Source organism: Micromonospora sp. DT62, assembly GCF_049847285.1.
Lineage (GTDB): Bacteria > Actinomycetota > Actinomycetes > Mycobacteriales > Micromonosporaceae > Micromonospora > Micromonospora reichwaldensis.
Map to the genome: position 1 here is coordinate 242,752 of NZ_JBNCOB010000006.1, position 22,126 is coordinate 264,877.

Sequence of the window (22,126 nt, forward strand, 5' to 3'; positions counted from 1 at the left end):
ATGGACGCCGATGCGGCAGACCGGCCGGAGACCGGGCCGGACGCGGGTGGGCAGACGGCTGGTGTCGGGGCCGACGATCGGCTGCGTGGCGCCGTACTGGCCGCGGCGGGGCTGGCCGCGCTGGCCGGCGGCGCCTGGTGGTGGCAGGCCGAGGCGCCCCACACCGGTCCGGTCGGGGTCGTGTCCAGTGCTGCACCGCAGGCCGGGGTCCGGTTCGGCGCCCGGGCCCAGCCCGTCGCACCGGACGGCGCCCGGACATCCAGCTTCTGGCTCGTCGATCCGAAGACCGGTGGCACGGTCCGGACGGACCCGGACAGCAGCGTCACCTTCCGGGTCGACCCGCGCAGCGGCGACGCCGTCCGGGTCGATGTCGGACCTGGTTCGGACGCCCGCCGGCTCATCGACGACCGGCTCGACGAGGCCGCGCGGCGCAGCGGGCTGGACAGGTTCCCCGACGCGGTCTGGACCGCCCGGGCCGTGCTCAGCCCGGGGGCGGGGCTCGTCAAGCAGGCCTCCGCCGAGGGTGGCGCCCGGCACCTGCTCCAGTTCCGCTGCGTCGGCCCCGGTGAGCTGCTGATCGTGGTCGACGGGGCCCGGGCGGCGGACCCGATCACCAGCGCCTGCGACGGCTCGGTCACCTCGACGGAGGTCACCGGCAGGGGCGGGCCGTTCCAGGTTTCGCTGTCGAGCGCCAACGCCGAGCCGCTCAGGGTCGAGGCGCAACTGGTCGCCCTGCCCTGACGCGTCGCCGCGCCTGCCGCGGGTGTCGGAAAGGGGCCGCACTCGAGGGGAGGCGCCCCCTGCCGGGTCACCGCGCCGTACGGGCGAAGCCGGCTGGCGGCCGAACGGGCGGCTCAGGCGGCGAGGCGGGTCAGGTCGGCTCGGTAGTCCTCGGCGGAGTGGATCTCGGGGACCACCTTGACGAGGACGCCGGACCGGTCCACCAGCAGCGCGGTGACGGCGCCGGGGCGGGCCGGCAGGTGCAGGAAGGAGCGCAGCCCGCCAGCCGGGTCGGCGAGCGGTCGCACCGTGGCCCCGACGGGCGGCGGCGTGGCGCGTACGGGCCGGGTGCCGGCGACGGTGACCACCGTGACGCCGGCCGGTGCCAGGGCGGCGGCGGTGGCCACGTCGGCTGGGCAGGGGCAGCCGTCCACGAGGATGATCATCGCCGGCACCAGACCGCGCAGGGGCACCGGTGACTGGCCGGCGTCGACCAGGTCCAGCGCGGGCAGCGGTCGACCGGCCGCCCCGGCCGACGGCGCGTACGGGGTGGGGGCGGGCTCCGGGGTGGACCGGCCGGGCCGGGGCCAGGTGACCGCCGCGAGGCCGGCGAGGGTGGTCAGCACCGCCACCAGAAGCACCAGCGCGGGCAGGGCGAGCGGGGACCGGACAGGCGGGCGTCGGACGGCGCGGTGGGTCGTAGCGCGCCGTTCGAGGCGGAGCTGTTCGGCCTCGGCGGCGAGCGCGGAGGCGTCGTCCGGCACGACCACCCGGCCCCACTCCGGTGGCAGGTCGGGCAGTCCGGGGCCGTCTGCGTCGGGCTTGTCCATCGGACCCCCAGGACGTCTCGGCGAGCGGACAGCTGCTCGGCCTCCAGCGTCCCGCACGGGGCGGGCTGCCGCTACACCTGGGCGCATACCCGGCCGGCCGGGTACCATGGGAAGAGCGCATAGCCCTTGATCTCGACGTTCGCGTCACTCGTACCGGGACGTCATCCGAGCGTTACGGAGCGTGGCCAAACCACTGGTTTGGCGGTCTGTCAAGCTGAAGAAAGACCTCTCACAGGGCCCCTGAGCTGCGCCAACGGTCAGGACAGCGGTGAGACATCGGTGCCTGAGCGTGTTACCCTAGACACAGCGAAAGGGGTTTCGAACCTATGGTTTTCAGTGTCGGCGAGACCGTTGTTTACCCCCACCACGGGGCCGCACTCATCGAGGCAATCGAGACTCGGGTGATCAAGGGCGAGCCTAAGCAGTACCTCGTCTTGAAGGTCGCGCAGGGTGACCTTACGGTCCGGGTGCCCGCCGAGAACGCCGAGATCGTGGGTGTGCGCGAGGTGGTCGGCGAAGAGGGCCTCGGCAAGGTCTTCGACGTGCTCCGTGCACCGCACACCGAGGAGCCGACCAACTGGTCGCGGCGTTACAAGGCGAATCTGGAGAAGCTGGCCTCCGGTAACCCGCTGAAGGTCGCCGAGGTCGTGCGCGACCTGTGGCGTCGGGAGCGGGAGCGGGGCCTCTCCGCGGGTGAGAAGCGCATGCTCGCGAAGGCCCGCGACATTCTCGTCGGCGAGGTCGCGCTGGCCGAGAAGAGCACCAAGGACGAGGCGGAGACGCTGCTCGACAAGGTCCTGACCGAGGCCTAGTCCCCGCAGCATCGTCGTACCCGATTCGTAGCGAACAAACCACCGAGGACCGCGACGTGACCGCGCAGCTCAATCCGTGCGGTGACGTCGCGGTCCTCGTGCCTGCGGCCGGTGCCGGCGTACGGCTCGGCCCCGGCCGCCCCAAGGCGTTGCGCCTACTCGGCGGGGAACCCCTGCTGGTGCACGCGGTCCGCCGGCTCGCCGCCGCGCCGTCGGTGCACACCATCGTCGTGGCCGCCCCGGCCGCCGAGGTGGCGGCGGTACGCGAGCTGCTCGCCCCGGTCGCCCCGGTGACCGTGGTGCCCGGTGGCGCCGAGCGGCAGGCGTCGGTGGCCGCCGCCCTCGCGGCGGTGCCCGCCGGCCCGGAGATCGTCCTCGTGCACGACGCCGCCCGGGCGCTGACCCCGCCCGACCTGGTGGAATCCGTCGCGGCGGCCGTCCGCGCCGGGCACGACGCGGTGATCCCGGTGCTGCCCGTCGTCGACACGATCAAGGAGGTCGGCGCCGGCGAGGTCGTCCTCGGCACCGTCGACCGCTCCGCCCTGCGCGCGGTGCAGACCCCGCAGGGCTTCCGCCGGGCGGTGCTGACGGCCGCGCACGCCGCCGCCGGTGACCCGCTCACCGACGACGCCGGCCTGGTCGAGAAACAGGGCGTCCCGGTGTCCTGCGTCCCCGGCTCCGAGTACGCGCTGAAGGTCACCCGCCCGTTCGACCTGGCGCTGGCCGAGCATCTGCTCGCCACGGGCGCCTGACGTACCCTCTTCTCATGATCGTTCCCCGGGTGGCCATCGGCACCGACGTGCACGCCTTCGAGGCGGGCCGGCCGTGCTGGGTTGCCGGCCTGCACTGGCCCGACCAGGACGGCCTGGCCGGACACTCGGACGCCGACGTGGTCGCGCACGCCGCCTGCAACGCGCTGCTCTCGGCGGCCGGCCTCGGGGACCTGGGCGCCAACTTCGGCGTGGGCCAGCCCGAGTGGGCCGGCGCGTCGGGCGTCGCCCTGCTCACCGAGAGCGCCCGCCGCGTGCGGGCCGCCGGCTTCGCGATCGGCAACGTGTCCGTGCAGGTGGTCGGCAACCGGCCCAAGATCGGCCCGCGCCGCGAGGAGGCCCAGCGGGTGCTCTCCGAGGCGGTCGGCGCGCCGGTGACCGTCTCCGCGGCCACCACCGACGGACTCGGCTTCCCCGGGCGCGGCGAGGGGCTCACCGGCATCGCGGTGGCCCTGGTGTACGAGGCTCCGGCCGCCTAGGCTCGCCGCGATGTCCAGCGACGCCACCTCAGACCGGTCCGCCGCCGACGGCTACCTCCAACGCGCCCAGCTCCTCGCCGAGCTGGGCCGCTACGACGAGGCCGCGGCCGAGGTCTCCTACGCCGTCGCCCTGGACCCGGCCGACGCCGGGGCGCTGACCATGCTGTCCCGGGTCCACCTCGCGGCCGGCCGGCCGACGGAGGCGCGCACCGCCGCCGACGCCGCGGTCGCCGCCGCCCCCGACAGCGTCCCGGCGCTGGTCGCCCGCGCCCTCGCCCTCGGCGATCTGGAGGAGTACCCCGAGGCGGCCCGCACCGCCGACCGGATCCTGGCGCTGGGCGCCGACGACGCGTACGCCCAGAGCAGCGCCGCGGCGATCCTGGCCGGCTCGCGCAACGGGCAGCCGGCGCTGAACGCGGCCTGGCGTGGGATCGAGCTGGCACCCGAGAATCCCCAGGCGCACCTGGTGCTCGGGCTGGTGGCGGCGAACATGCAGATGTTCGACCTGGCCGAGCGCGCCTACCGGGAGGCGTTGCGGCTGGACCCGCAGCTCGCCGAGGCCCGGCACGACATCGGCGTGCTCCGGCTGGAGCAGCGGCGCTGGAGCGAGGCGCTGGAACACCTCGCCGAGGCGGCGTCGATGAGCCCCGGGCGGGTCGACTCCGGCCGGACCATCTCGCTCGGCCTGCGCCAGCTCGTGGTCTACGGCGCGGGTTGGACGATGATCACCGCCGTGCTGATCGCCTGCATGGCGCCGGGCAGCGCCGGGCTGTCCCGCGTCGCGGCGGCGTTCGCGGCACTCGGCGGGGCGCTGGTGGTCTGGCGCTTCGCCGCCCGGCTGCCCGGCCTGTCCCGGACCATCCTGCCGAGCCTGCTCCGCTCCGACCGCACGCTGGCCCTGGCCGTCTACGCGGCGGCCGCCGCACCGGCGCTGATCCTGCTCTACGCCCTGGTCGGCACCCCGTGGCCGCTGGTCCTCGCCATCCTCGCCGCGGTCGCGGCCGAACTCGCCGTTCTCTCCCGCAGCACGGTGTGACTGAACACCGCCGGGCCGCTCGGGGGATCGGTCCTCAGCCGAGGGCGAGGGCGTAGAAGACGCTGGCGTCCAGCCCGTCGAGCAGCAGCAGGTGGTTGAGCTCGTCGTCGAAGAATCCGCCGAGCGGGGCGGCGGAGAGCCCGAGGGCCGTGGCGGCGAGCAGCAGGTTCTGGGCGAGATGGCCGGTCTCCATGGCGGAGAACCGGTAGCCGCGCAGCCCGTACCGGGCCCTGGCCCGTCGCAGGTCCGCGACCACGAACAGCCAGAGCGGCACCGTGTCGACGTCGAGCCCGTTGGGTCCGGGCGGGACGTCGACCCCGGCGGGTACGAACTGCGGCGCGACCCGGGACAGCCGGTCGGGGCCTGGATCGGATGCCACCCGCTGGAGGGCGTGCCGCTGCGGCAGGTACTCGTAGAGTGCCGACCGCACCGAGGCGACCCGCCGGGGAAGCACCAGCAGCCGGGCGGTCGCCAGGGCGCCCGGAGTCGGGTACGCCAGCCGTCGCTGGTCGCTGCCGGGTGGCGAGGTGTCACCCGCCGCGTAGCGCAGCAGCCGGCCCAGGTCCGCCACGTCCGCCTCCCTGCCGCCGAAGTCGTACCGGGTGCGGCGGTCGAGTAACACCGCCGCGAGCGTGGTGTCGGCGAGCGCGCCCGGCGTCGGCTCGGGCAGTGTCAGCGTCACGGCGCCGGACGGGAGGGGACGACCCGGCGCCGATTCGACGGTACGGGGACGCTGGTCGGGCCACCGCGTACGGACGAACTTCGACCGCTCGTGGTAGGCCCGGTCCGGGGCGTCGACTCCGTCGGCGTGGAAGTCCGGCGCGTTGGCCGGTGCGCCGTACGCCAGCGATGCCAACCAGGCGAGGTGGCACTCGGCCGGGATGCTCAGCCCGAGGCGGTTGTGCAGCATGTGCAGTTGCGAGGCGAGGATGCCGGGCACGGTCCCGCGCAGTCGACCCTGCCCGTCGAGTGCTCGCAGCCGCTCGACGTAGGCGGCAACCTCGTCCGCCCAGTAGTTCACGGACGTGCTGGCGCCCTTGCCCCGCGTGACGATGTCGGCGACGAGTCGCTGCCGGGCCGGGTAGACGGACGTGTCGGCGTGGAAGTCGCGTTCCGCCGCGACCAGGGCCAGGCCGAGGTCCTGACCGTGCGCCTCGGGCACCAGCGTCCACCCGTTGGCGTAGGCGCGCAGGAACCGGACCGCCTCGTGCCCGGTGAGACCGCCGGCGGTGAGGAACCCGAACAGCAGGTCCACGGCCGTCGACCGGCGCCGGGCGGGCGGTGCGTCGAGCAGCGCGGCGGCGACCCGGCTGGACGCGGCGAAGAGCTCCTCGGCCGCACTGATCGCGTCCGGGCCGCCGTACCGGTCGACCTCCGGCAGGTACGGCTGTTCGCGTACCGTGCCGTGCGGGTGCCAGCCCAGTTCCGGCCCATCGCCGGCCCCGTGCCCCGCGTCGACGTGGTCGTTCCCATCGGTCTGGTCGGAGGTGTGCACGCCGAACTGGGCGTACCAGTCCGCCGGACGCAGTTCCCGGGCCGGTGGCGGCAGCGCGGCCACCGCGTCGACCAGCCCGGCGCGCATCCGCCGTACCGTCTCCGGCGTCGCGTCCGCCACCCGCCAGCGCAGGTGCGGGCCGCCCTCCCAGTACCGGACGAAGAACCAGGAGGAGATCTCGCCCCGGGCGAGCAGATCCGTCGTGGTCGGCACTATGTGCTCCCGCAGCACCTTCTCGGTGCATTCGGAGCCGGCGTTCAGGTGGACGTGCAGGGCGGACCAGCGAGCCATGCTCGGCTCTCCTTCAGGGGAACGGGTGGGGCAGGATCAGATGGTCGGGGGTGGCGAGCCGGGCCTGTCGTAGGCGGGGCAGGTCGACCCGCCGGTTGAGGTGTCCGAAGGTCATCGGCACGGCCCCGGGCGCGAGGACCTTGACGGCGGCCAGGCCGAGGCGGCGTTCGGCCGTCCCGGTCTGGTCCACCACGAGCGGTGGCGTCCCGGCGGCGGCCATCGCGTCGACGACCCTGCGCAGCACCTCGGTCAGGTCGGGGTGCAGCCACCGCTCGCGCCAGCCAACGAAGTGCTCGTCGAACGGCCGCGAAGGGCCGGCGGTGGCCTCCCGGAGCGCGAAGTCGAACCGGGGCAGGGTCTGTGGCAGCAGGTACAGGGCGGCGTGGTCGCCCAGTTCCGCCACCAGGTCGGCGTCGGCGAGCATGGCGAGCAGCCGGTCGCGCGGCGGGCGGGCCACCTTCGCCGCGACCGCCACGTTGACCCCGACCTCCAGGATCGCCGCCGCGGCGGCCCGGCGGGGATCGGGATGCGCCCCGGCGGCGGAGAAGGTTGCGCCCCGGTCGGGCCGGTCGGTGACGGCGAGGGCCCAGACGGCCGGTATCCCGATGTCGCTGGTGATGTCGAGCAGGTGCAGCCGGTAGCCCTCCGCCGCGATCCGGTCGGCGAGGTGCCGGGTCAGCGGATCTGCGTCGGGTGGCAGCGCCAGGGCCGGTGGCGTACGGCCGGCGTACCAGGCGAGCAGGAAGGCGTCCCGCTCGATCGTCTCCAGGCAGGCGTGCAGGATCGCCTCCTCCAGGCAGCCACCGACGGCGCAGCCGCTGGAGGACTCGTGGAGGAACCGGGCGGCCCCGGCCCGTGCCACCCCGTAGTAGGCCGCATGCTCCGGCACGAGGACCGGCCGACCGGTGCCCAGGTCGTACGTCCACACCCACGACGTGACCGCGTCCGGGGTGTAGGGGTCCAGCCGGTACGCGGGGTGGCGTACGGCCTCCGGCTCCGGCAGGCCCAGCCGGGCGGGATCGACGGCGTCGGCGGCGAGCTCCCGGTAGCTGCCCAGCGTGGTCGTCCGGCGGGCCTGCGGGCAGCGCCCGGCCTCCCGTTCGACCGCCTCCAGCAGGGCCAGCACCTGCGCGGTCGGATGATCCGCCGCTCGACCGTATCCGCCGAGTCGACCGGTCCGGCCGGGGACGGGCAGCTCCGCCGCCGCGAGCGCGAGCGGGCCCTGCCGGTCGGAGTGGACGTGCGTCACCGGCCCGTAGCGGGGATCGACCAGCTCGGCGCGGAGCATGGCCAGGTCCGGCGGTCCGGGACGGACCCGGAGTTGGTCGGGTGCGGGCTGCCGGCGGGAGCGCAGGGCGATCGTGGCGGCACCGGCCGAGTCGGGTGGCAGGGCCCCGCAGGCCGGACAGTCCGGCACCGCTCGGATCAGGTGCCGACTGATCGAGCCGTCGCGGACCGCCAGCACGCTGGCGACGCGCGGGTCGGCGTCGTCGGCGAGCTGACCGGCGACCAGCTTCCCGACCAGCCCCCGCCAGTACGGGGGCAACGGCAGCGGCCGGCCGCCGGCGAGCAGCGTGGCGACGTCGCCGCCGCCGAGGACGGCCTCATGTCGGCTGTCCGCGCACCGCAGGCAGCCGCCGACACCGGGGCTGCTCAACGGGCCGATCTCGATCGCCGTCCCGCGCGCCCGCACCGGCAGGTACGCCCTGCCGGCCGCGTGGGCCGCCCGCTGTTCGGCCAGATGCCGGGCCGCCGGCCAGTCCGCCCCGATGCCCACCACCACGGGCCGATCTGTCCGTCGTCGTACGGTCGAGGTGCTGACGGAGACCGCCCGGACCAGTCGGTCGTCGTCTCCGATCACCCGCACCAGCCTGTCGTCCGCGCCGCTCGGACCGGGCAATCCGGCGTCACCGGTGGTGTCCGCGTCACCGGTGGTGTCCGCGTCACCGGTGGTGTCCGCGTCGAACGGTGGGCGGACCGGCACCGCTCCTGCCTGGCGCCTGGTGCCTGGCGCCGGGGTGCCGGTGAGCGCCCCGGTCCTCGCCGCAGGCCCGGGCTGTCGGCCGGTCGGCTCGCCGACGCGCTGGACAACCCCGCCGCGCAGCGACAGCGCCGTGCCGTCGGCGAGCCCGGCCAGCGCACGTACCACCTCGTGCGTCACCAGGAACGGCAGCAGCCGGTGGTCGGTCGCCCGCACGGCCGCAGCGGCGTCCGTGACTTCGGCGGCCCGCCGCGCGTCGGCACGACCGGTCGCGTCCAGCGGGCCGATCAGGGCGCCGTCCGGCCGGACGGCCACCGGTAGGACCGCTGGCCGGGAGGAGCCGGGCTGCCGGGGTGCGGCCGGGCTCCACGCGGCGGCGGGCGGCTCCCGGCGGTCGCCGGGGTCCTCCGTGTGGACCCACACGACGAAATCCGCATCGTCCCCGGTGGACAACCCGGACGCGGTCATTGCCGCCCGTACGGCGGGCGGAAGGTCGCCTTCGCCGGTGACCTCGACCGTGCACCGCGACGCCGCGTCCAGCGCGTCAACCGGATCCTGCGCGAACCCCGCCAGACAGGCCGCCAACGGATGGGCGTCCAGCGCCACCCGGACGTCGGCCAGGACGTCGTGCTCGGCGAGGAGACCGAGCAGCCAGCCCACCGCCCTGGCGGTCCGGTCGGACAGTCCCGCGGTGGCGGTCGTCGGGTCGAGACCTCGGCGGAGGAGCGGCTCCAGCCGTTGCCACAACTCGTTGGCGACCGGTGGGCAGGTCACCACCGAACTGGACCACCAGCCGCTCACCAGGAGCCCGCCCTCGACCCCCCGGACCAGGGTGCCCGGTCGCAGGGTCACCTCGCTCACGTCGCCTCCACGCGGGTCATCCGGCCCGGGCGGTGAGGGCGTCCTGCCACGACACGCCGTGGATCTCCTGGGTCGCCTCGGCGAGCAGGTGGGCACCGAGGTACCGCTCCAGCGGCGCGACGTCGCAGAGCGTCAACAGCTGATAGAGCATGTTCGTGCAGAACCGGTAGACCTGGAACTCCCGGCTCGCGGCGATCCGTTGGAAGCCCGACGCCTCCAGCGCCTGGTGGTAGGCGCTCGCTCCGCGACGGCTCAGGTCCCACCGGATCGCGGTGGCGTCGTCGAACGAGGTGGTGCGACGCCGGAACTCGGCGGAGAAGGCGCCGTTGAGCGCACCAGCGTCGTACGCCCGCTCGGCGATCCGCCACGCGGCCGCGCTCCAGGCCCGCCACGCCGCCGCCACCGGCTCGGTGGTGTCCGGGGTGGACGCCTGCCGGACCAGGTCGTGGTACCTGCCACCGGCCCGCTCGGCGAAGGCGGCGAAGCGCGGGCGCAGGACGTCGTCGCGCTCACCGAACAGGAAGTCCTCCAGGTGGGACAGGAAGGTGTGGTAGCCGGACAGCAGCCGTCCGGGCCAGGTGTCGGCGTGCGCGGCCATGGCGGTGACCACGACGCCCACCCGGGCGGCAGGGGCGTCTTTGACGAGGGCGAGCTGATCGAGCGACACCCGCACCGGAGCGAGCCCGGCGGCGAGGATGTCGGCACGGCATTCGACCGCGCCCGGCGTGCCGAGCAGCGCGGCCAGCGCACTCTGGTCGCCATCGGTGACCAGCACCGTGTTGTCGGGGTGGATCGGGTCGTACGGGGGCGGCACGAGTTCGGCCCGCCCGGCCGCCTCGGACCGGCGCCGCAGCAACTCCTCGTCGAGCCCGGCCCGGGAGGGCGCCACCGCCAGGTGGGCACGCAACCGCTCGGCGGCCTCGACGGCGGCCGCGGCCCGGTGCGCCTCGGGCCCGCGCAGCCGCAGGCGTACGTGCGGGCCGTGCAGCCAGTGCCGTTCCAGGTGGACGGAGAGCCCGGCACCGCGCAGCCGCTCGGCGACGGGCAGGACGGCGTCGCGCAGCAGCGGTGACTTGACTTCCTCGTGGTAGTGACACACGACGTCGGTGGTCGGAGTCAACCCTGTCGCGGTCGTGTTCGGCTCGGTCATGGCTCGACTCCACTCGGCTCGATGATGCGGTCGGACGGCCCGCGCCGATCAGTCACGGGTGGCCGCCGGCAGGTAGGTCTCGACGACCAGCTCGGTGATCCGGTGCGGCCGGTCGTGGCCGGCGGGGCGGGGCAGGGCCTCCTCGACGACCAGCCCGCCGGTGATCCGTCCGAGCCATCGGGGCACACACCGTAGGTGCAGCGGGCTGGCCAGGTCGACGAACTGCGGCTTGGGCCGGGCGACTGCCTCCCGGAGCCCGGCGATCGTCGGGGGAGGCGGCGGGGCGACCGATGGTCCGGATGACGCTGCGGCCGGCTGCCCGCCGTGCCGGGCGCCCTGGTTGAGGAAGACCTGGTCGGGCAGGTTCCAGCCGGCCCGCAGCGCCGCGGCGGCGGCGACCGACGGACCGGCCGGCGGCGAGCCGAGCCCGCGAAGGTGCTCTTCGGCACCGTCGTCGAAGCGCCAGCTCCGGCGGGCGAGGACGACGCGGCCACAGCGGAGCCGGTTGGAGATTACGGCCTGCCCGCCCGGACCGGACACCGTCCGGGTCGCGGCCAGGTGGCGGAGCCCGACCTCGCTGGTGCCCAGGTCGCCGAGCAGCGCCGCCACCCGGGCCGGCAGCGCCGGCGGCGCGAGGAAACCGAGGTAGAGCACGTCGAGCAGCTCACCGGTGGCCGAATCGAGCAGCCGGATCTGGTCGCTGGCCAGGTCGTGCACCAGTTCGATCGAGGTGAGGTCGAGCCCGCCCAGCCGCGGGTCGTCGCCGATGTCCTCGCCGACCAGCAGCGGGTGCAGGTTCGCGTTGAACCCGTGCACCGGCCGGAACTGGGCCACCCGGCCGGGCAGCACCCGGCGGAGCTGGGCGGCGACCGCGTCGCGCATGTCGGTGTCGCCGAAGAGGTCCAGGAAGCGACTGGTGAACCGGCCCCAGCCGCCGTAGACGTGGTTGAGGTGCAGCGACCCGTCCGGGCCGTGCTGGCCGAAGAAGGCGTACGACACCGGTCGGGCCCGCAGCCAGCGGGGCAGCGCGGCGGCCGCCTCGGCGACCAGTTCTGCGCCGATGACGGTCTCCACGCCGTCGTCCCCGCCGTCGACCCGTACGGCGCGGACGACCTCCTGGCGCAGCGTGGCGAGCGGGGCCAGCTCGGGCACCTGGGCGATCGGACCGCCCGCCAGGGCCCCGTCCGGGGTCACCGTCGGCAGGTCACCGAAGCTCGCGCCGACCTCGGCGAAGAACTGGCCGAGGTCCGCACAGCGGCCCCCGGGACCGTAGCGTTCGACGAACCGGTGTCGCAGGAGTCGGCGCGACACCTGGTCCTGGTCGAACAACAGGGCGAGGCTGGTCAGCGCGGTCAGGTCGGCGGTGTCGGCGGGCCGCCGGGTCAGGCGTACCGGCCCGGGTAGCACGACATCCTCGGTGACGGGGGCGTGGGGCGGCGCGGTGGCACCGAGCTCCTCCAGGGCCTGCTGCCAGCCGGCACCGATCCGACGTACGAGCGCGCCGCGCCGCGCCGCGTCGACCTCGGCCAGCGACCGGATGTCCTTGTCGAGTTGCCGTACCTGGTCGGCGAGGGCGGGAGCACCGCTGCCGCCGAGCCAGTCGGCGATCGCGGCCAGCGCCGCCGGGTCGTGCTCGGTGGTCGGGGGTACCGGAATCAGCAGGCGTTCGTCGCAGAGTTGGGTGACGAGACGTCGCGCGAGCCGTTCGGCCGCGGCGGCGTCAGCGGCGGGGCGTGCGGTGCCTCGGCCGAGGGCTGCCACGAGTTCCGCCGGCGGGTGTCCGCCAGGTGCGGCGCGCAGCACCCGGATGATCGCGGCCAGTGCGGGCCGCAGCGGCATCCGGACGCGTTCCTCCCGGATCACCGGCATCCCGTCGGCGCCGGTCGTCGGGTGTTCCCGGTAGAACACCACGTGCCCGTCGTGCACGCGGGTGCCCGGTGCCAGCCGGTGCGGGGTGCGCGGCAGTTGGTCCGGGCGGCTGTTCCCGGCCAGGAAGAGGCTGGCGACCAGGCTGGCGGGAGGACGGGTCACCGCGACCGGTTCTCCCGCTCCCGTCAGGTCCAGGCCCGCCGTCAGGTCCAGGCTCGCCGTCAGGTCCAGGCTCGCCGTCAGGTCCAGGTTGGTCGGCAGCGCCCGGTCGGGCGGGGACGTCAGCGGGGCGGGGACGGCTCCGGCGTCCGGCCAGGGGGCCCAGCCGACGATGGTGTACCAGGACAGTGGGCTGGTCCGGGTGGTGGCCCGCAACGCGTACCGGAGCACGGTGGGCTCGGACTTGCGACCGCGGGCGTCCGGCTCGCCGCCGTGCGCCGCCGTCCGCCGCACCGCCGCCAGCAGCTCAGGACTGGTCAACGCGGCCGCCCGACCGAACGGCTCGCTGTCGCACAGGGCGGCGAGCGCGAGGCGCTCCTCGGCCAGTGCGGCATCCGACCCGGTGTCGATGGCGGTGGTGAGCCGGTCGACCTCGGCCCGAGCCCGCAGCCAGCGCCCCAGCGCCGGCAGCCGGCTGGGAAGGTCGCCGAGCCGGGCGCGCAGCTCGCCGGCCGGAGAACGGCCGTTGTGGACGTCCCGTCGCAGCGGCAGCAGGACCGAGCGGCGGTACGCCGTCGGGGCCTCGCCGCCGAGGCGATACAGCTCCTCGGTGAGTTCCGGACCGAGGGTCTGGCACTCGACCAGCTGGTCGACGAGCTGGTCCTGGAGGCGACGCAGGTGCGAGCCGGCCGGCCCGGCCGCCGGCATGTCGACCGCCGTCCTGCGGACCAGCACGTACGGGGCGACCTGGACCGCCGACGCGACCCGGCCGACCGGGGCCGGGGCCGGGGCCACCGGTGGGGCAGGGGATTGGCGGGTGGTTGTCACGTTTCCTCCGTACGTGGTCCTCGACGCCGACCACGGTCGAGCCGGTGGGGCCGGCGAGTCGCCGCTGTCGGCGTCCCCGGCCCCACCGGTCGGTCCTGGCCTGTTACTGAGGGAGGGTGACGGCGCAGGACGAGTAGCCCAGCCACTCCCAGACGAGCGAGTTGCTCGCCGAGGCGCCGGTCTCCGGCAGGGCCACCGACTCGCGTACGGCGTGCACCTCCATCAGGTCGGACACCTCGAGGTCGGCCAGGTTGAGGTCTTCGAGGTCGGCCAGCGTGGCCGTCATGTCGCGCATGGTGTACTCCGATTTGAGGGGGTGCCATCGACGGGCAGGCGTACTTGTCGATGACAAGATGGACAGTGCGCAAGATGTTAGTCAGCTCCGCCCACGAATTATTCGTCCGAGCGTCCAGTCGGCGATGGCCGTACGACGGCGGCCGGCGGACGATCAGGAGAAACTGCGTTCACGCGGCTGATGTGCGCGAGGGTGGGATGCCATGGGGTCGCGACCGTCCATCAGGAACGCGACCAGGCGCAGGTGGCTGCGGACGCTCCCCGCGGCGGCGCGGTCGTCCTGCCCGCCCCGCGGACAGGAAGTGCTGCGGCCCGCCGCTGCGGACCGCAGCATCGGTCACTCGTCAGGGGCGGCGGGCCCAGGTCCAGGCGTAGCCGTCGTCCTCGCACGCCGTCGCGGCGTCGCAGAGGTCCAGCGGCCGGAAGGTGTCGACCATGACGGCCAACTCGTCGAAGAAGTCCGCGCCGATGGAACGCTCGGCGGCGCCCGGCTGCGGGCCGTGGGTGAAGCCGGACGGGTGCAGCGAGATCGAGCCCTGCTCGATGCCGGAGCCGCGCCGGGCCTCGTAGTTGCCGCCCGTGTAGAAGAGCATCTCGTCGGAGTCGACGTTGTGGTGGTTGTACGGCACCGGGATCGCGTCCGGGTGGTAGTCGACCTTGCGGGGCACGAACGAGCAGATCACGAAGTTGGGGCCCTGGAAGGTCTGGTGCACGGGCGGCGGCTGGTGGACCCGGCCGGTGATCGGCTCGAAGTCGTGGATGGAGAACGCCCACGGGTACATGTGCCCGTCCCAGCCGACCACGTCGAACGGGTGGTTGGCAAAGACATGACGCGTCCATGCTGTGCCGCTGCCATCCGGGCGGGTCGCCCGGGACCGGTGCCGGACCAGCACCTCCACGTCCTCGCCGTCGACCAGCAGCGGTGCGTCCGGCCCCCGGACGTCGCGCTCGCAGTAGGGCGAGTGCTCCAGGAACTGGCCCCGCACCGAGAGGTAGCGCTTGGGCGGGCCGATGTGGCCGGCCGCCTCGACGGCGAGCAGCCGGGTCGGCGCGTCGCCGGTGGGCACCAGCCGGTGGATGGTCGAGGTGGGGATGACGACGTAGTCGCCGGGCACCGCGTCGAGCACGCCGAACGTGGACTCGACCCGCAGGGTGCCCGACTCCACGTAGAGGCAGTGGTCGCCGGTGGCGTCGCGGAACAGCGGGGACGGCCGGTCCGCCAGCACGTACGCGATGCGCACGTCGTCGTTGGCGAGCAGGTACCGCCGGCCGAGCACCGGGTCGGCGCCGGCGCCGTCGAGCTTGTGGGTGCGCAGGTGGCGGGGCTTGAGCGGAAGGTTCGGCACCCGGGTGAACGCCGGCGGGGTGAACTCCTCGGCCGCCACGATCGCGGTCGGCGCGTGCCGGTGGTAGAGCAGGGACGAGTCGGAGGAGAAGCCCTCCTGGCCCATCAGCTCCTCGGCGTAGAGGCTGCCGTCGGGCTGGCGGAACTGGGTGTGGCGCTTGCGTGGCACCTCGCCGACGCTGCGGTAGTACGGCATCTCGCCTCCCGGTTCGTCCCGTTCACCGATCCAGCGGCGTCCGATAATCGGACGCTGTTGTCCGTTCCTTGTAGCGTCCCGTACATTCTTGTCTCGTGTCAACGCAGGTGCCCGCGCTCGTCGACGGCCTCGTCGACGACGCCGCCGTCTTCCCGCCCGGCAGCGCGCCGCTGCCCGACGCCGTCGCCGCGCACCGGCGGCACCGCACCTCCTGGTACGCCGGCCTCGTCGGCCCGCTCCTGGTCCCGGCCACGAGGCTGCCCGCGGTGGCGGGGCTACTCGGCGCCGACGAGCGGATCGCCGTCGGGGTGATCGGCGACGTGCCCCTCGACCGGCTCGACGAGGTGCGGGCCACGGCCGACCCGCGCATCCGCGTGCGCCAGGTGGAGGCGGCGGTCGCCAAACGCGGCGAGGACCCGCTGCCCGGCCTGACCGAGCTGGTGACGCTGGCCCGTCGCTCCGGTGCCGGTCCGGCCACCCTCGACGCCGTCTACGCCGAGCTGCCGCTCACGTTCGGGCTGATGGGGGCGCTGGACGCGCTCGCCGCCGCCCGCGCCGACGGCCTGCCGATCGCCGCGAAGTTCCGCACCGGCGGGCTGGCCGCCGAGCTGTTCCCCACCCCGACGGAGCTGGCCGCCGTGATCTGCGCCTGCCGGGACCGGGACCTGCCGTTCAAGCTGACCGCCGGGCTGCACCAGGCGGTCCGGCACCTCGACCCGGAGACCGGCTTCACCCACCACGGCTTCGTCAACGTGCTGGCGGCGACGCTGGCGGCCGCCGGGGGCGCCACCGTGGAGTCGGTCGCCGAGCTGCTCACCGCGACCGACCCGCGCCCGCTGGTGCAGTACGCCGAGGCCGGGCTGGACGGCCCGCGCCCGCTGTGGATCGGCTTCGGCTCGTGCAGCATCCTGGAACCACTGACCGATCTGATCCGGCTGGGGCTGGTGAACGGGGGCTTTCAAGCATGACCTGGGTGACAGGTGCCGACGGTTCGTCGTACGGGGTCGCCAACCTGCCGTACGGGGTGTTCCGCCACGCGGAGGGCGCGCCGCGCGTCGGCGTACGCATCGGCGACTTCGTGCTCGACCTGGCCGGCGCGGAGGAGGCCGGCCTGGTGCTGGCCGCGGGGACGCTGGGTCGGCCCACCCTCAACGACTTCATGGCCCTCGGTCGCCCACAGTGGACGGCCGTCCGGCAGCGGGTGACCGAGCTGCTCACCGACGCCGCCCACCGGCCGGCGGTGGAGCCGCTGCTGGTGCCCCTGGCCGAGGTGCGGATGCAGCTGCCGTTCGAGGTCGCCGACTACGTCGACTTCTACTCCTCCGAGCACCACGCGTCCAACGTCGGCCAGATCTTCCGCCCCGGTCAGCCGCCGTTGCTGCCCAACTGGAAGCACCTGCCGATCGGCTACCACGGTAGGGCCGGCACGGTGGTCGTCTCCGGCACGCCGGTGGTGCGGCCGAGCGGGCAGCGGGCCACCCCGCAGGGCCCGGTCACCGGCCCGTCCGTACGCCTCGACATCGAGGCCGAGGTCGGCTTCGTGGTCGGCGTGCCCAGCCCGCTGGGCGATCGGGTCTCCGTCGACGACTTCGCCGACCACGTCTTCGGTGTCGTGCTGGTCAACGACTGGTCGGCCCGCGACATCCAGGCCTGGGAGTACCAGCCTCTCGGCCCGTTCCTGGGCAAGTCCTTCGCCACCTCGGTCGCGGCCTGGGTGACCCCGCTGGACGCGCTGGGCGACGCCTTCGTCCCCGCCCCCGACCAGGACCCGCCGGTCGCCGCCTACCTGCGCGACGTGCCGCACCTCGGGCTGGACCTGCGCCTGTCGGTGGAGTGGAACGGCGAGCGGGTCAGCGAGCCGCCGTTCGCCACCATGTACTGGACGCCGGCCCAGCAGTTGGCCCACCTCACGGTCAACGGCGCCTCGCTGCGCACCGGCGACCTCTACGCCTCGGGCACCGTCTCCGGGCCGGAACGGGGACAGGTCGGCTCGTTCCTGGAACTCACCTGGGGTGGCAGCGAGCCGGTGAAGTTCGCCGACGGCGGGACCCGCACCTTCCTGGAGGACGGCGACACGGTGACGATCACCGCCACCGCCCCCGGCCCGGACGGCACCACCATCGCCCTGGGCGAGGTGACCGGGAGGGTCCTCGCCGCCCGCTGACCCATCTTCCGATCATCGACGGTCCCCGGTCGCACAGTTGGTGCGACCGGGGACCGTTGTTTGCGCGTTGATCGTCGCGGATTCCGTCGCCATGCCGCGCCGCGCCGGGCCGGACGCCCCCTTCCGGTTCCGGCCCGGCCGCCGGTTGGCGTACCGACGACAGGAAGGTGACGACGATGAACGATCTCCCGGGCGCGGCCTGGCGTACCAGCAGCCGCTCCAACGACCAGGGCCTCTGCGTGGAGGTGGCGGACAACCTGGTCGACGCCCTCGGCGTGGTGGGCGTACGCGACTCGAAGGACCAGGCGGGCCCCACGCTGGCGGTCAGCCCGCCGGGGTGGGCGGCCTTCGTCGACGCGATCCGAACCGGCCAGCTCGGCCGCTGACGGGTCGCCGCTCCGGATCGGGGCCCCTGGCGGTGGAAAATCCGCTCCGGGGGCCCCGATCCGCGCTCACCCGGCGTACCGTCGAGGCCACGGGAGGTGGCATGTCGACGGTGGCGGTCACGGAGTTCGTGGAGGCGCACGACGTCGACCTCTGGCGGCTGCTGACCGACCTGACCACCCGCACCCGGCGCTTCACCGGGCCGGTGGAGGTGCTCACCCCCGGCCCGTTCGGCCCCGGCACCGTGTGGCGGGAGACCCGTTCCCAGCCCGACGGCACCGCGCTGGTCGAGGAGTTCCTCGTCATCGAGGCCGAGCCGCCCCGACGGTTGGTGCTCGGCTCCCGGGGCGCCGGCGTGGACTACCGGATCACCTGGACGCTGCGCCCGGTCGAGCGGCGTCGCCGGGGCTGCACCGCCGTCACGGTCGAGCAGGAGGCGGTGCCGACCGCCCCGTACGGCCGGGTGGTCGCGCTGCTGCTCGGCGGGCTGGCGGCCCGGACGGTCGAGCGCGCGCTGCGGCAGGACCTCGCCGACCTGGCCGCCGCGGCGGCCACCAACGCGACCGAGGCGGCCTGAGGCGCACGTCGGGTGGCCCGAGGCGCACGCGGGGCGGGTCCGAGGCGCAGGCCGGGCGGCCCGAGGCGCAGGCCGGGGTGCTTACGTGTGGTCCCCGGCAGGGACGCCGCCGGAGCGCCCGTGCGCCGGTGACCTGACAGGGCCCGGACCGGCTCCGCTGGGTAGGGTGCCGGGCGGAGGTGCGGCATGGGGTTCCCGAACGGCCGGCGGCGGATCGCGGTGGCGGTCGCGGCGCTGCTCGGCACCGTCGCCGTCGCGGCGACGGTCTACCGGGTGCTCGCCCCCGCCGAGGTCAGCACGCCCGCGCGGGCCGGATACCCGGCTGCCGCGTCCCCCTCAGCCGGCGTGATCGGCCGGCTCCCCGTCGCCCCGCTCGTCGTCGACGGCCGGCTGCGGGTCTACGCGGCCCACCGCCAGGTCTACGCCGACCGCCCGGTCGACGGCCGGCACCGGACGACCCCGTACTGGTCGTACCGCCGCTGGCCGGCGGTGCTCGACGGGGTCGTGGCGAGCGGGACGACGGTGGTCACCCGCTGGTCCGACGGGCGGCTGGTGGCGCTGGACGCGCGGACGGGGCGGGTCGCCTGGCGGGCGGACGGGCCGGCGCCGGTCGGGGAGCGGACGGTCCGGCGCACCGGCGCGGCGACGGTCTGGGATCCGCAGGGGATCTTCGTGGCCCCCGCGTCCGACGGGCGGCAGGTGGTGGTGGCGGCCGGGGCGGAGTGGGCACGTGCCGTGGTCCTGGCCGACGGCCGCGAACTGTGGCGGTCCCACGTCACCGTCACGCTGCCACCGGGCGACACGGTCGCCGGGTGCCGGGACGCGCTCGGCACGACCGCGTCGGGCCACCTGATCACCGTCGACTCGTGCGCGGGGCCGGCGACGGTGGAGTTCCGCGACGCCGCGACCGGGGCGGTGGGCCTGCGCTGGCGGCCGCCGGATGCCGGCGACGAGCTGGTGGCGACCCCGGTGGGCTGCGGCACCGGCCGGACGGGGTGCACCGGGTTGCGGACGGCGAGGCCGGGCGACGACGCGGGCCGGGGCTGGCTGCTCGGCGCCGGGGAACCGGTCGCCGCCCCGGCCCTGGACCGGCCGAACGCCGAACTCGTCGGCGGGACGGCCGTGGCGGTCGTGGACGGGGTGGCGGTCGGCCGCTCGGCGCGTACGGGCGCGGAACTGTGGCGCCGTCCCGGCCTGTCGCAGGCGCGGCTGCTCGCCGTCCAGCCCGACCGGGTGCACCTGCTGACGGAGACGAACGACCTGCTGACGCTGGACCCGGCGACGGGGGCGCAGCGGTCCTTCTTCGCGCTCAACGTGGGCTCGGACGGGATCGGCTGGGTGCCCGGCGCGGTGTACGCGGCCGGCGGGTTCGTGGCCGTGGAGCGGCTCCGCAAGCCGGTCGACCCGACGGCGGACGACCAGCGCTACTACCTGACGTCGGAGCCGATGGTCTTCGCCGCGACGTGAAACGCCGGCCCGGCTGCTCGACAAAACGGACATAAGTTACTTAGAGTCCATTTGTGCGTTTCTTGGCCGCCCTGTTGGGCGCGATCCTCATCCTCGTCACCGCTTCGCCGGCCGACGCCGCGCCGACCGGCCCGGTCGGCGTCGTCCACCATGATGCCGACACCCGTCCCGCCGCCTGACGAGTGCGGCTCCGGGCCGGTGGCGGTCGCCTGAGAGTCCGGTCCGGTCCGCGAGGGGATGGCGGACCGGACCGGCACCTGCCTCAGGCCAGCGCGGTCTCCGCCGCCGCCAGGAAGGCGTCGTTCTCGGCCGGGGTGCCGATGGTGACCCGGACCCCATCGCCCGCGAACGGGCGGACGATCACGCCACGCGCCTCGCACGCCTTGCCGAAGTCCACCGCCCGGTCGCCCAGCGGCAGCCAGACGAAGTTCGCCTGGCTGTCCGGCACGTCCGGGACGAGCTTGCGCAGCGCCTCCGTCACGCGGTCGCGCTCGCTGACCACGAGGGCGCACCGCCGCCGTACCTCGTCCGCTTGGGCCAGCGCGGCGAGCGCGCCCGCCTGCGCGGCCATGTTGCTGGAGAACGGCGTCACGACCTTGCGGATCGCCGCCGCCACCGCCGGCTGGGCGACCAGGAAGCCGATCCGCAGGCCGGCCAGGCCCCAGGCCTTGGAGAGCGTGCGCAGCACGACCACGTTCGGGCGGTCGAGGTAGGTGAGACCGTCCGGGACGTCCGGGTCGGTGACGAACTCGCGGTACGCCTCGTCGATCACGACCAGCACGTCCTCGCCGACCGTGTCCAGGAACCGGTCCAGCTCCGCCCGGCGCACCGACGTCCCGGTGGGGTTGTTCGGGTTACAGACCACGATCAGCCGGGTCCGGTCGGTCACCGCCGCCGCCATCGCCGCCAGATCGTGCCCGTGCGCGGCGTCGTTGGGCACCCGCACGCTGGTCGCGCCGCTGGTCGCCGCGATGATCGGGTACGCCTCGAAGGAGCGCCACGCGTAGAGGAACTCGTCGCCGGGCAGGCAGGTGGCCCGGACGAGGTGCTCGGCCAGCGCCACCGACCCGCAGCCGGTGGCGATCTGGTCGACGTGCACGCCGTACCGCTCGGAGAGCGCCTCGCGCAGCGCGAGCGCGCCCATGTCCGGGTAGCGGTGCACCCCGGCGGCGGCCCCGGCGACGGCCTCCACCACACCGGGCAGCGGCCCGTACGGCACCTCGTTGCTGGCCAGCTTGATCGCCTCGGGGAGGCCGAGCTCGCGGGCCAGGTCGGCCGGGCTGCGGCCGGGCACGTAGTTGGGCAGCGCGTCCAGGTCGGGGCGGGTCAGCCGCAGCTCCGGCTGGTGACGTCCGGGGTCGGTCATGGGGTGTCTCCCGAGGGGTCGGTGCGGTCGTCGGGGGTGCGGTCGTCCGTGGTGGTGGGCTCACGCGTGCTGGTGCGGTCGTCCGGCGTGCCGCGCTCGCCCGTGGTGCTGCGGTTGCTGCGGGGGAGCTGGACCACCACGGTCTGCGCCCGCTTGTCGTGCAGCGCCTGGCGCAGCGGGTGGTCGAAGAGCGGGGAGAGCGCGTCGACGAGCTGGAGCAGCAGGCCCAGGCCGCAGCAGTACCAGAGCAGGGTGGGCAGGCCGAGGGTGTTCCACCGGCGCAGCGCCCGGCCGAAGCCCAGCGGCTCGTCCGCGCTCATCGGCAGCACCTTGACGCCCACCAGCCGCTTGCCGAAGGTCTGCCCGCCCGAGGCCGTCGTCGGCACCTCGTACGCGAGCCAGAGGGCGGTGGCGATCAGCAGGATGACGACCTGGAGGCCGCCAGCCTGCTCGCTGGGCTGCGGCAGGTTGTCGGTGGAGCTGTCGCCCGCCATCGCCCGCCGGAACACCTCCCGCCAGTACGGCGTGACCTCCTCGACCAGCCGCCAGACGAACCAGCCGTTCACCACGGCGTTCAGCGCGAAGACGACCGTGAAGTCGATCAGCCGGGCGACCAGCCGGGCGCCGAACCCGGCCAGCGGGAGCCCGTGCGGGCGCGGCTCCGGCGGCCGTCCGGGCCAGCCACCGGGCGGCCAGCCGGGCGGCGGACCGCCACCGGGCGGCCAGCCGGGCGGAGGGCCCTGCGGGTGGCCCGGCCCCTGCGGCGGCTGCCAGGGATAGGGCTGTCCCGGCTGCGGCTGCCCAAGGTGGGGCTGCCCCGGGAGGGGTTGCCCGCCGGCGGGGGCGCCCGACGCGGGCACCGGGGCCGCGGGTGACGTCGGGGCGGGTGCGGGTGGCGGCTCGGCCGGCGGCGGCCCCTCGGGCGGGGTGGCGTCGACGGGGATCGGTGCGCCGATCCAGCCCTCGCCGTCCCAGTAACGTCGGGTCTCCGGATCGGCCGGGTCGACGTACCATCCCGGTCCGACACTCATGGCCTGGCCTCGCTGCGCTCG

The 22,126-nt window shown here is 74.9% G+C and carries 20 protein-coding genes; 11 read left to right on the forward strand and 9 right to left on the reverse strand.

The features are described from left to right. Window positions 1-741 carry a hypothetical protein gene (locus ACPXCB_RS12015; RefSeq protein ID WP_425874825.1) on the forward strand — a complete coding sequence of 247 codons (741 nt, stop codon included), beginning with the start codon at window positions 1-3 and terminating at the stop codon, window positions 739-741. Window positions 742-854: 113 nt separating this feature from the next. Here the strand turns inward: ACPXCB_RS12015 and ACPXCB_RS12020 are convergent, their stop codons facing one another. Beyond that, window positions 855-1,550, reverse strand: coding sequence for a hypothetical protein (locus ACPXCB_RS12020; RefSeq protein WP_425874827.1), 696 nt, complete (start codon window positions 1,548-1,550; stop codon window positions 855-857). 326 nt (window positions 1,551-1,876) lie between these two features. Between ACPXCB_RS12020 and ACPXCB_RS12025 the strand changes: the two genes are divergently transcribed. From ACPXCB_RS12025 to ACPXCB_RS12040, 4 genes are read left to right on the forward strand one after another with little or no spacing between them, the layout of a single operon-like run. Next, a complete protein-coding gene (locus ACPXCB_RS12025) occupies window positions 1,877-2,362 on the forward strand; it encodes a CarD family transcriptional regulator (RefSeq protein ID WP_091626665.1) in 486 nt (161 codons plus the stop codon). 56 nt (window positions 2,363-2,418) lie between these two features. Then, window positions 2,419-3,114, forward strand: a complete 696-nt coding sequence (ispD, locus tag ACPXCB_RS12030) for a 2-C-methyl-D-erythritol 4-phosphate cytidylyltransferase (protein ID WP_425874828.1) — start codon at window positions 2,419-2,421, stop codon at window positions 3,112-3,114. A 14-nt stretch (window positions 3,115-3,128) separates the two neighbouring features. Continuing rightward, window positions 3,129-3,611, forward strand: coding sequence for a 2-C-methyl-D-erythritol 2,4-cyclodiphosphate synthase (ispF, locus tag ACPXCB_RS12035; protein ID WP_357566009.1), 483 nt, complete (start codon window positions 3,129-3,131; stop codon window positions 3,609-3,611). 10 nt (window positions 3,612-3,621) lie between these two features. Further along, the gene (locus ACPXCB_RS12040; RefSeq protein WP_425874830.1) at window positions 3,622-4,647 is read left to right on the forward strand and encodes a tetratricopeptide repeat protein; all 1,026 of its coding nucleotides are present in this window, start codon (window positions 3,622-3,624) and stop codon (window positions 4,645-4,647) included. Window positions 4,648-4,681: 34 nt separating this feature from the next. Here ACPXCB_RS12040 and ACPXCB_RS12045 read toward each other — a convergent pair whose 3' ends face one another. From ACPXCB_RS12045 to ACPXCB_RS12070, 6 genes are all read right to left on the reverse strand, one after another. Next, window positions 4,682-6,433 (reverse strand): thiopeptide-type bacteriocin biosynthesis protein, encoded by a 1,752-nt coding sequence (locus tag ACPXCB_RS12045; RefSeq protein ID WP_425874832.1) that lies wholly within the window; start codon window positions 6,431-6,433, stop codon window positions 4,682-4,684. Window positions 6,434-6,446: 13 nt separating this feature from the next. Next, window positions 6,447-9,275, reverse strand: a complete 2,829-nt coding sequence (locus ACPXCB_RS12050) for a TOMM precursor leader peptide-binding protein (RefSeq protein ID WP_425874834.1) — start codon at window positions 9,273-9,275, stop codon at window positions 6,447-6,449. A 16-nt stretch (window positions 9,276-9,291) separates the two neighbouring features. After that, window positions 9,292-10,425 carry a lantibiotic dehydratase C-terminal domain-containing protein gene (locus tag ACPXCB_RS12055; RefSeq protein ID WP_425874836.1) on the reverse strand — a complete coding sequence of 378 codons (1,134 nt, stop codon included), beginning with the start codon at window positions 10,423-10,425 and terminating at the stop codon, window positions 9,292-9,294. A gap of 48 nt (window positions 10,426-10,473) precedes the next feature. Next, window positions 10,474-13,281 (reverse strand): lantibiotic dehydratase, encoded by a 2,808-nt coding sequence (locus ACPXCB_RS12060; RefSeq protein WP_425874838.1) that lies wholly within the window; start codon window positions 13,279-13,281, stop codon window positions 10,474-10,476. A gap of 103 nt (window positions 13,282-13,384) precedes the next feature. Further along, window positions 13,385-13,576, reverse strand: a complete 192-nt coding sequence (locus ACPXCB_RS12065) for a thiopeptide-type bacteriocin (protein WP_425874839.1) — start codon at window positions 13,574-13,576, stop codon at window positions 13,385-13,387. Between the two features lie 343 nt (window positions 13,577-13,919). Then, window positions 13,920-15,116 carry a homogentisate 1,2-dioxygenase gene (locus tag ACPXCB_RS12070; RefSeq protein WP_425874841.1) on the reverse strand — a complete coding sequence of 399 codons (1,197 nt, stop codon included), beginning with the start codon at window positions 15,114-15,116 and terminating at the stop codon, window positions 13,920-13,922. A gap of 95 nt (window positions 15,117-15,211) precedes the next feature. Here ACPXCB_RS12070 and ACPXCB_RS12075 point away from each other — a divergent pair, with 95 nt between their 5' ends. The 6 genes from ACPXCB_RS12075 to ACPXCB_RS12100 all read left to right on the forward strand — a co-directional run bounded on the left by ACPXCB_RS12075 (window position 15,212) and on the right by ACPXCB_RS12100 (window position 19,887). Continuing rightward, entirely contained in the window at window positions 15,212-16,084 is an 873-nt protein-coding gene (locus ACPXCB_RS12075) for a hypothetical protein (RefSeq protein WP_425874843.1), read from the forward strand. Then, window positions 16,081-17,280, forward strand: a complete 1,200-nt coding sequence (fahA, locus tag ACPXCB_RS12080; protein ID WP_425874844.1) for a fumarylacetoacetase — start codon at window positions 16,081-16,083, stop codon at window positions 17,278-17,280. The genes ACPXCB_RS12075 and fahA overlap by 4 nt, the downstream gene beginning before the upstream one ends. Window positions 17,281-17,456: 176 nt before the next feature. Then, a complete protein-coding gene (locus ACPXCB_RS12085) occupies window positions 17,457-17,666 on the forward strand; it encodes a DUF397 domain-containing protein (RefSeq protein WP_425874846.1) in 210 nt (69 codons plus the stop codon). A 101-nt stretch (window positions 17,667-17,767) separates the two neighbouring features. Continuing rightward, complete coding sequence (locus tag ACPXCB_RS12090; RefSeq protein WP_425874848.1) at window positions 17,768-18,241, forward strand: SRPBCC family protein; 474 nt, start codon at window positions 17,768-17,770, stop codon at window positions 18,239-18,241. A gap of 186 nt (window positions 18,242-18,427) precedes the next feature. Continuing rightward, window positions 18,428-19,708, forward strand: a complete 1,281-nt coding sequence (locus ACPXCB_RS12095) for a PQQ-binding-like beta-propeller repeat protein (RefSeq protein ID WP_425874850.1) — start codon at window positions 18,428-18,430, stop codon at window positions 19,706-19,708. Window positions 19,709-19,761: 53 nt separating this feature from the next. Continuing rightward, the gene (locus tag ACPXCB_RS12100) at window positions 19,762-19,887 is read left to right on the forward strand and encodes a hypothetical protein (protein ID WP_425874852.1); all 126 of its coding nucleotides are present in this window, start codon (window positions 19,762-19,764) and stop codon (window positions 19,885-19,887) included. An 83-nt stretch (window positions 19,888-19,970) separates the two neighbouring features. Here ACPXCB_RS12100 and hisC read toward each other — a convergent pair whose 3' ends face one another. Beyond that, window positions 19,971-21,074, reverse strand: coding sequence for a histidinol-phosphate transaminase (gene hisC, locus ACPXCB_RS12105; RefSeq protein WP_425874854.1), 1,104 nt, complete (start codon window positions 21,072-21,074; stop codon window positions 19,971-19,973). Beyond that, window positions 21,071-22,105, reverse strand: coding sequence for an RDD family protein (locus ACPXCB_RS12110; protein WP_425874856.1), 1,035 nt, complete (start codon window positions 22,103-22,105; stop codon window positions 21,071-21,073). Before ACPXCB_RS12110 ends, hisC begins: the two co-directional genes overlap by 4 nt. Window positions 22,106-22,126 lie beyond the last annotated feature (21 nt).

What these genes read in the sequence shown, in the direction of transcription:
- ACPXCB_RS12085 (WP_425874846.1), top strand. Translation starts at nt 17,457, where the DNA reads ATGAACGATCTCCCGGGCGCGGCCTGGCGTACCAGCAGCCGCTCCAAC.
- ACPXCB_RS12045 (WP_425874832.1), bottom strand. Translation starts at nt 6,433, where the DNA reads ATGGCTCGCTGGTCCGCCCTGCACGTCCACCTGAACGCCGGCTCCGAA.
- ACPXCB_RS12020 (WP_425874827.1), bottom strand. Translation starts at nt 1,550, where the DNA reads ATGGACAAGCCCGACGCAGACGGCCCCGGACTGCCCGACCTGCCACCG.
- ACPXCB_RS12055 (WP_425874836.1), bottom strand. Translation starts at nt 10,425, where the DNA reads ATGACCGAGCCGAACACGACCGCGACAGGGTTGACTCCGACCACCGAC.
- ACPXCB_RS12015 (WP_425874825.1), top strand. Translation starts at nt 1, where the DNA reads ATGGACGCCGATGCGGCAGACCGGCCGGAGACCGGGCCGGACGCGGGT.
- ACPXCB_RS12040 (WP_425874830.1), top strand. Translation starts at nt 3,622, where the DNA reads ATGTCCAGCGACGCCACCTCAGACCGGTCCGCCGCCGACGGCTACCTC.
- ACPXCB_RS12025 (WP_091626665.1), top strand. Translation starts at nt 1,877, where the DNA reads ATGGTTTTCAGTGTCGGCGAGACCGTTGTTTACCCCCACCACGGGGCC.
- ACPXCB_RS12110 (WP_425874856.1), bottom strand. Translation starts at nt 22,105, where the DNA reads ATGAGTGTCGGACCGGGATGGTACGTCGACCCGGCCGATCCGGAGACC.
- fahA (WP_425874844.1), top strand. Translation starts at nt 16,081, where the DNA reads ATGACCTGGGTGACAGGTGCCGACGGTTCGTCGTACGGGGTCGCCAAC.
- ACPXCB_RS12070 (WP_425874841.1), bottom strand. Translation starts at nt 15,116, where the DNA reads ATGCCGTACTACCGCAGCGTCGGCGAGGTGCCACGCAAGCGCCACACC.
- ACPXCB_RS12065 (WP_425874839.1), bottom strand. Translation starts at nt 13,576, where the DNA reads ATGCGCGACATGACGGCCACGCTGGCCGACCTCGAAGACCTCAACCTG.
- ACPXCB_RS12095 (WP_425874850.1), top strand. Translation starts at nt 18,428, where the DNA reads ATGGGGTTCCCGAACGGCCGGCGGCGGATCGCGGTGGCGGTCGCGGCG.
- ACPXCB_RS12090 (WP_425874848.1), top strand. Translation starts at nt 17,768, where the DNA reads ATGTCGACGGTGGCGGTCACGGAGTTCGTGGAGGCGCACGACGTCGAC.
- ispF (WP_357566009.1), top strand. Translation starts at nt 3,129, where the DNA reads ATGATCGTTCCCCGGGTGGCCATCGGCACCGACGTGCACGCCTTCGAG.
- hisC (WP_425874854.1), bottom strand. Translation starts at nt 21,074, where the DNA reads ATGACCGACCCCGGACGTCACCAGCCGGAGCTGCGGCTGACCCGCCCC.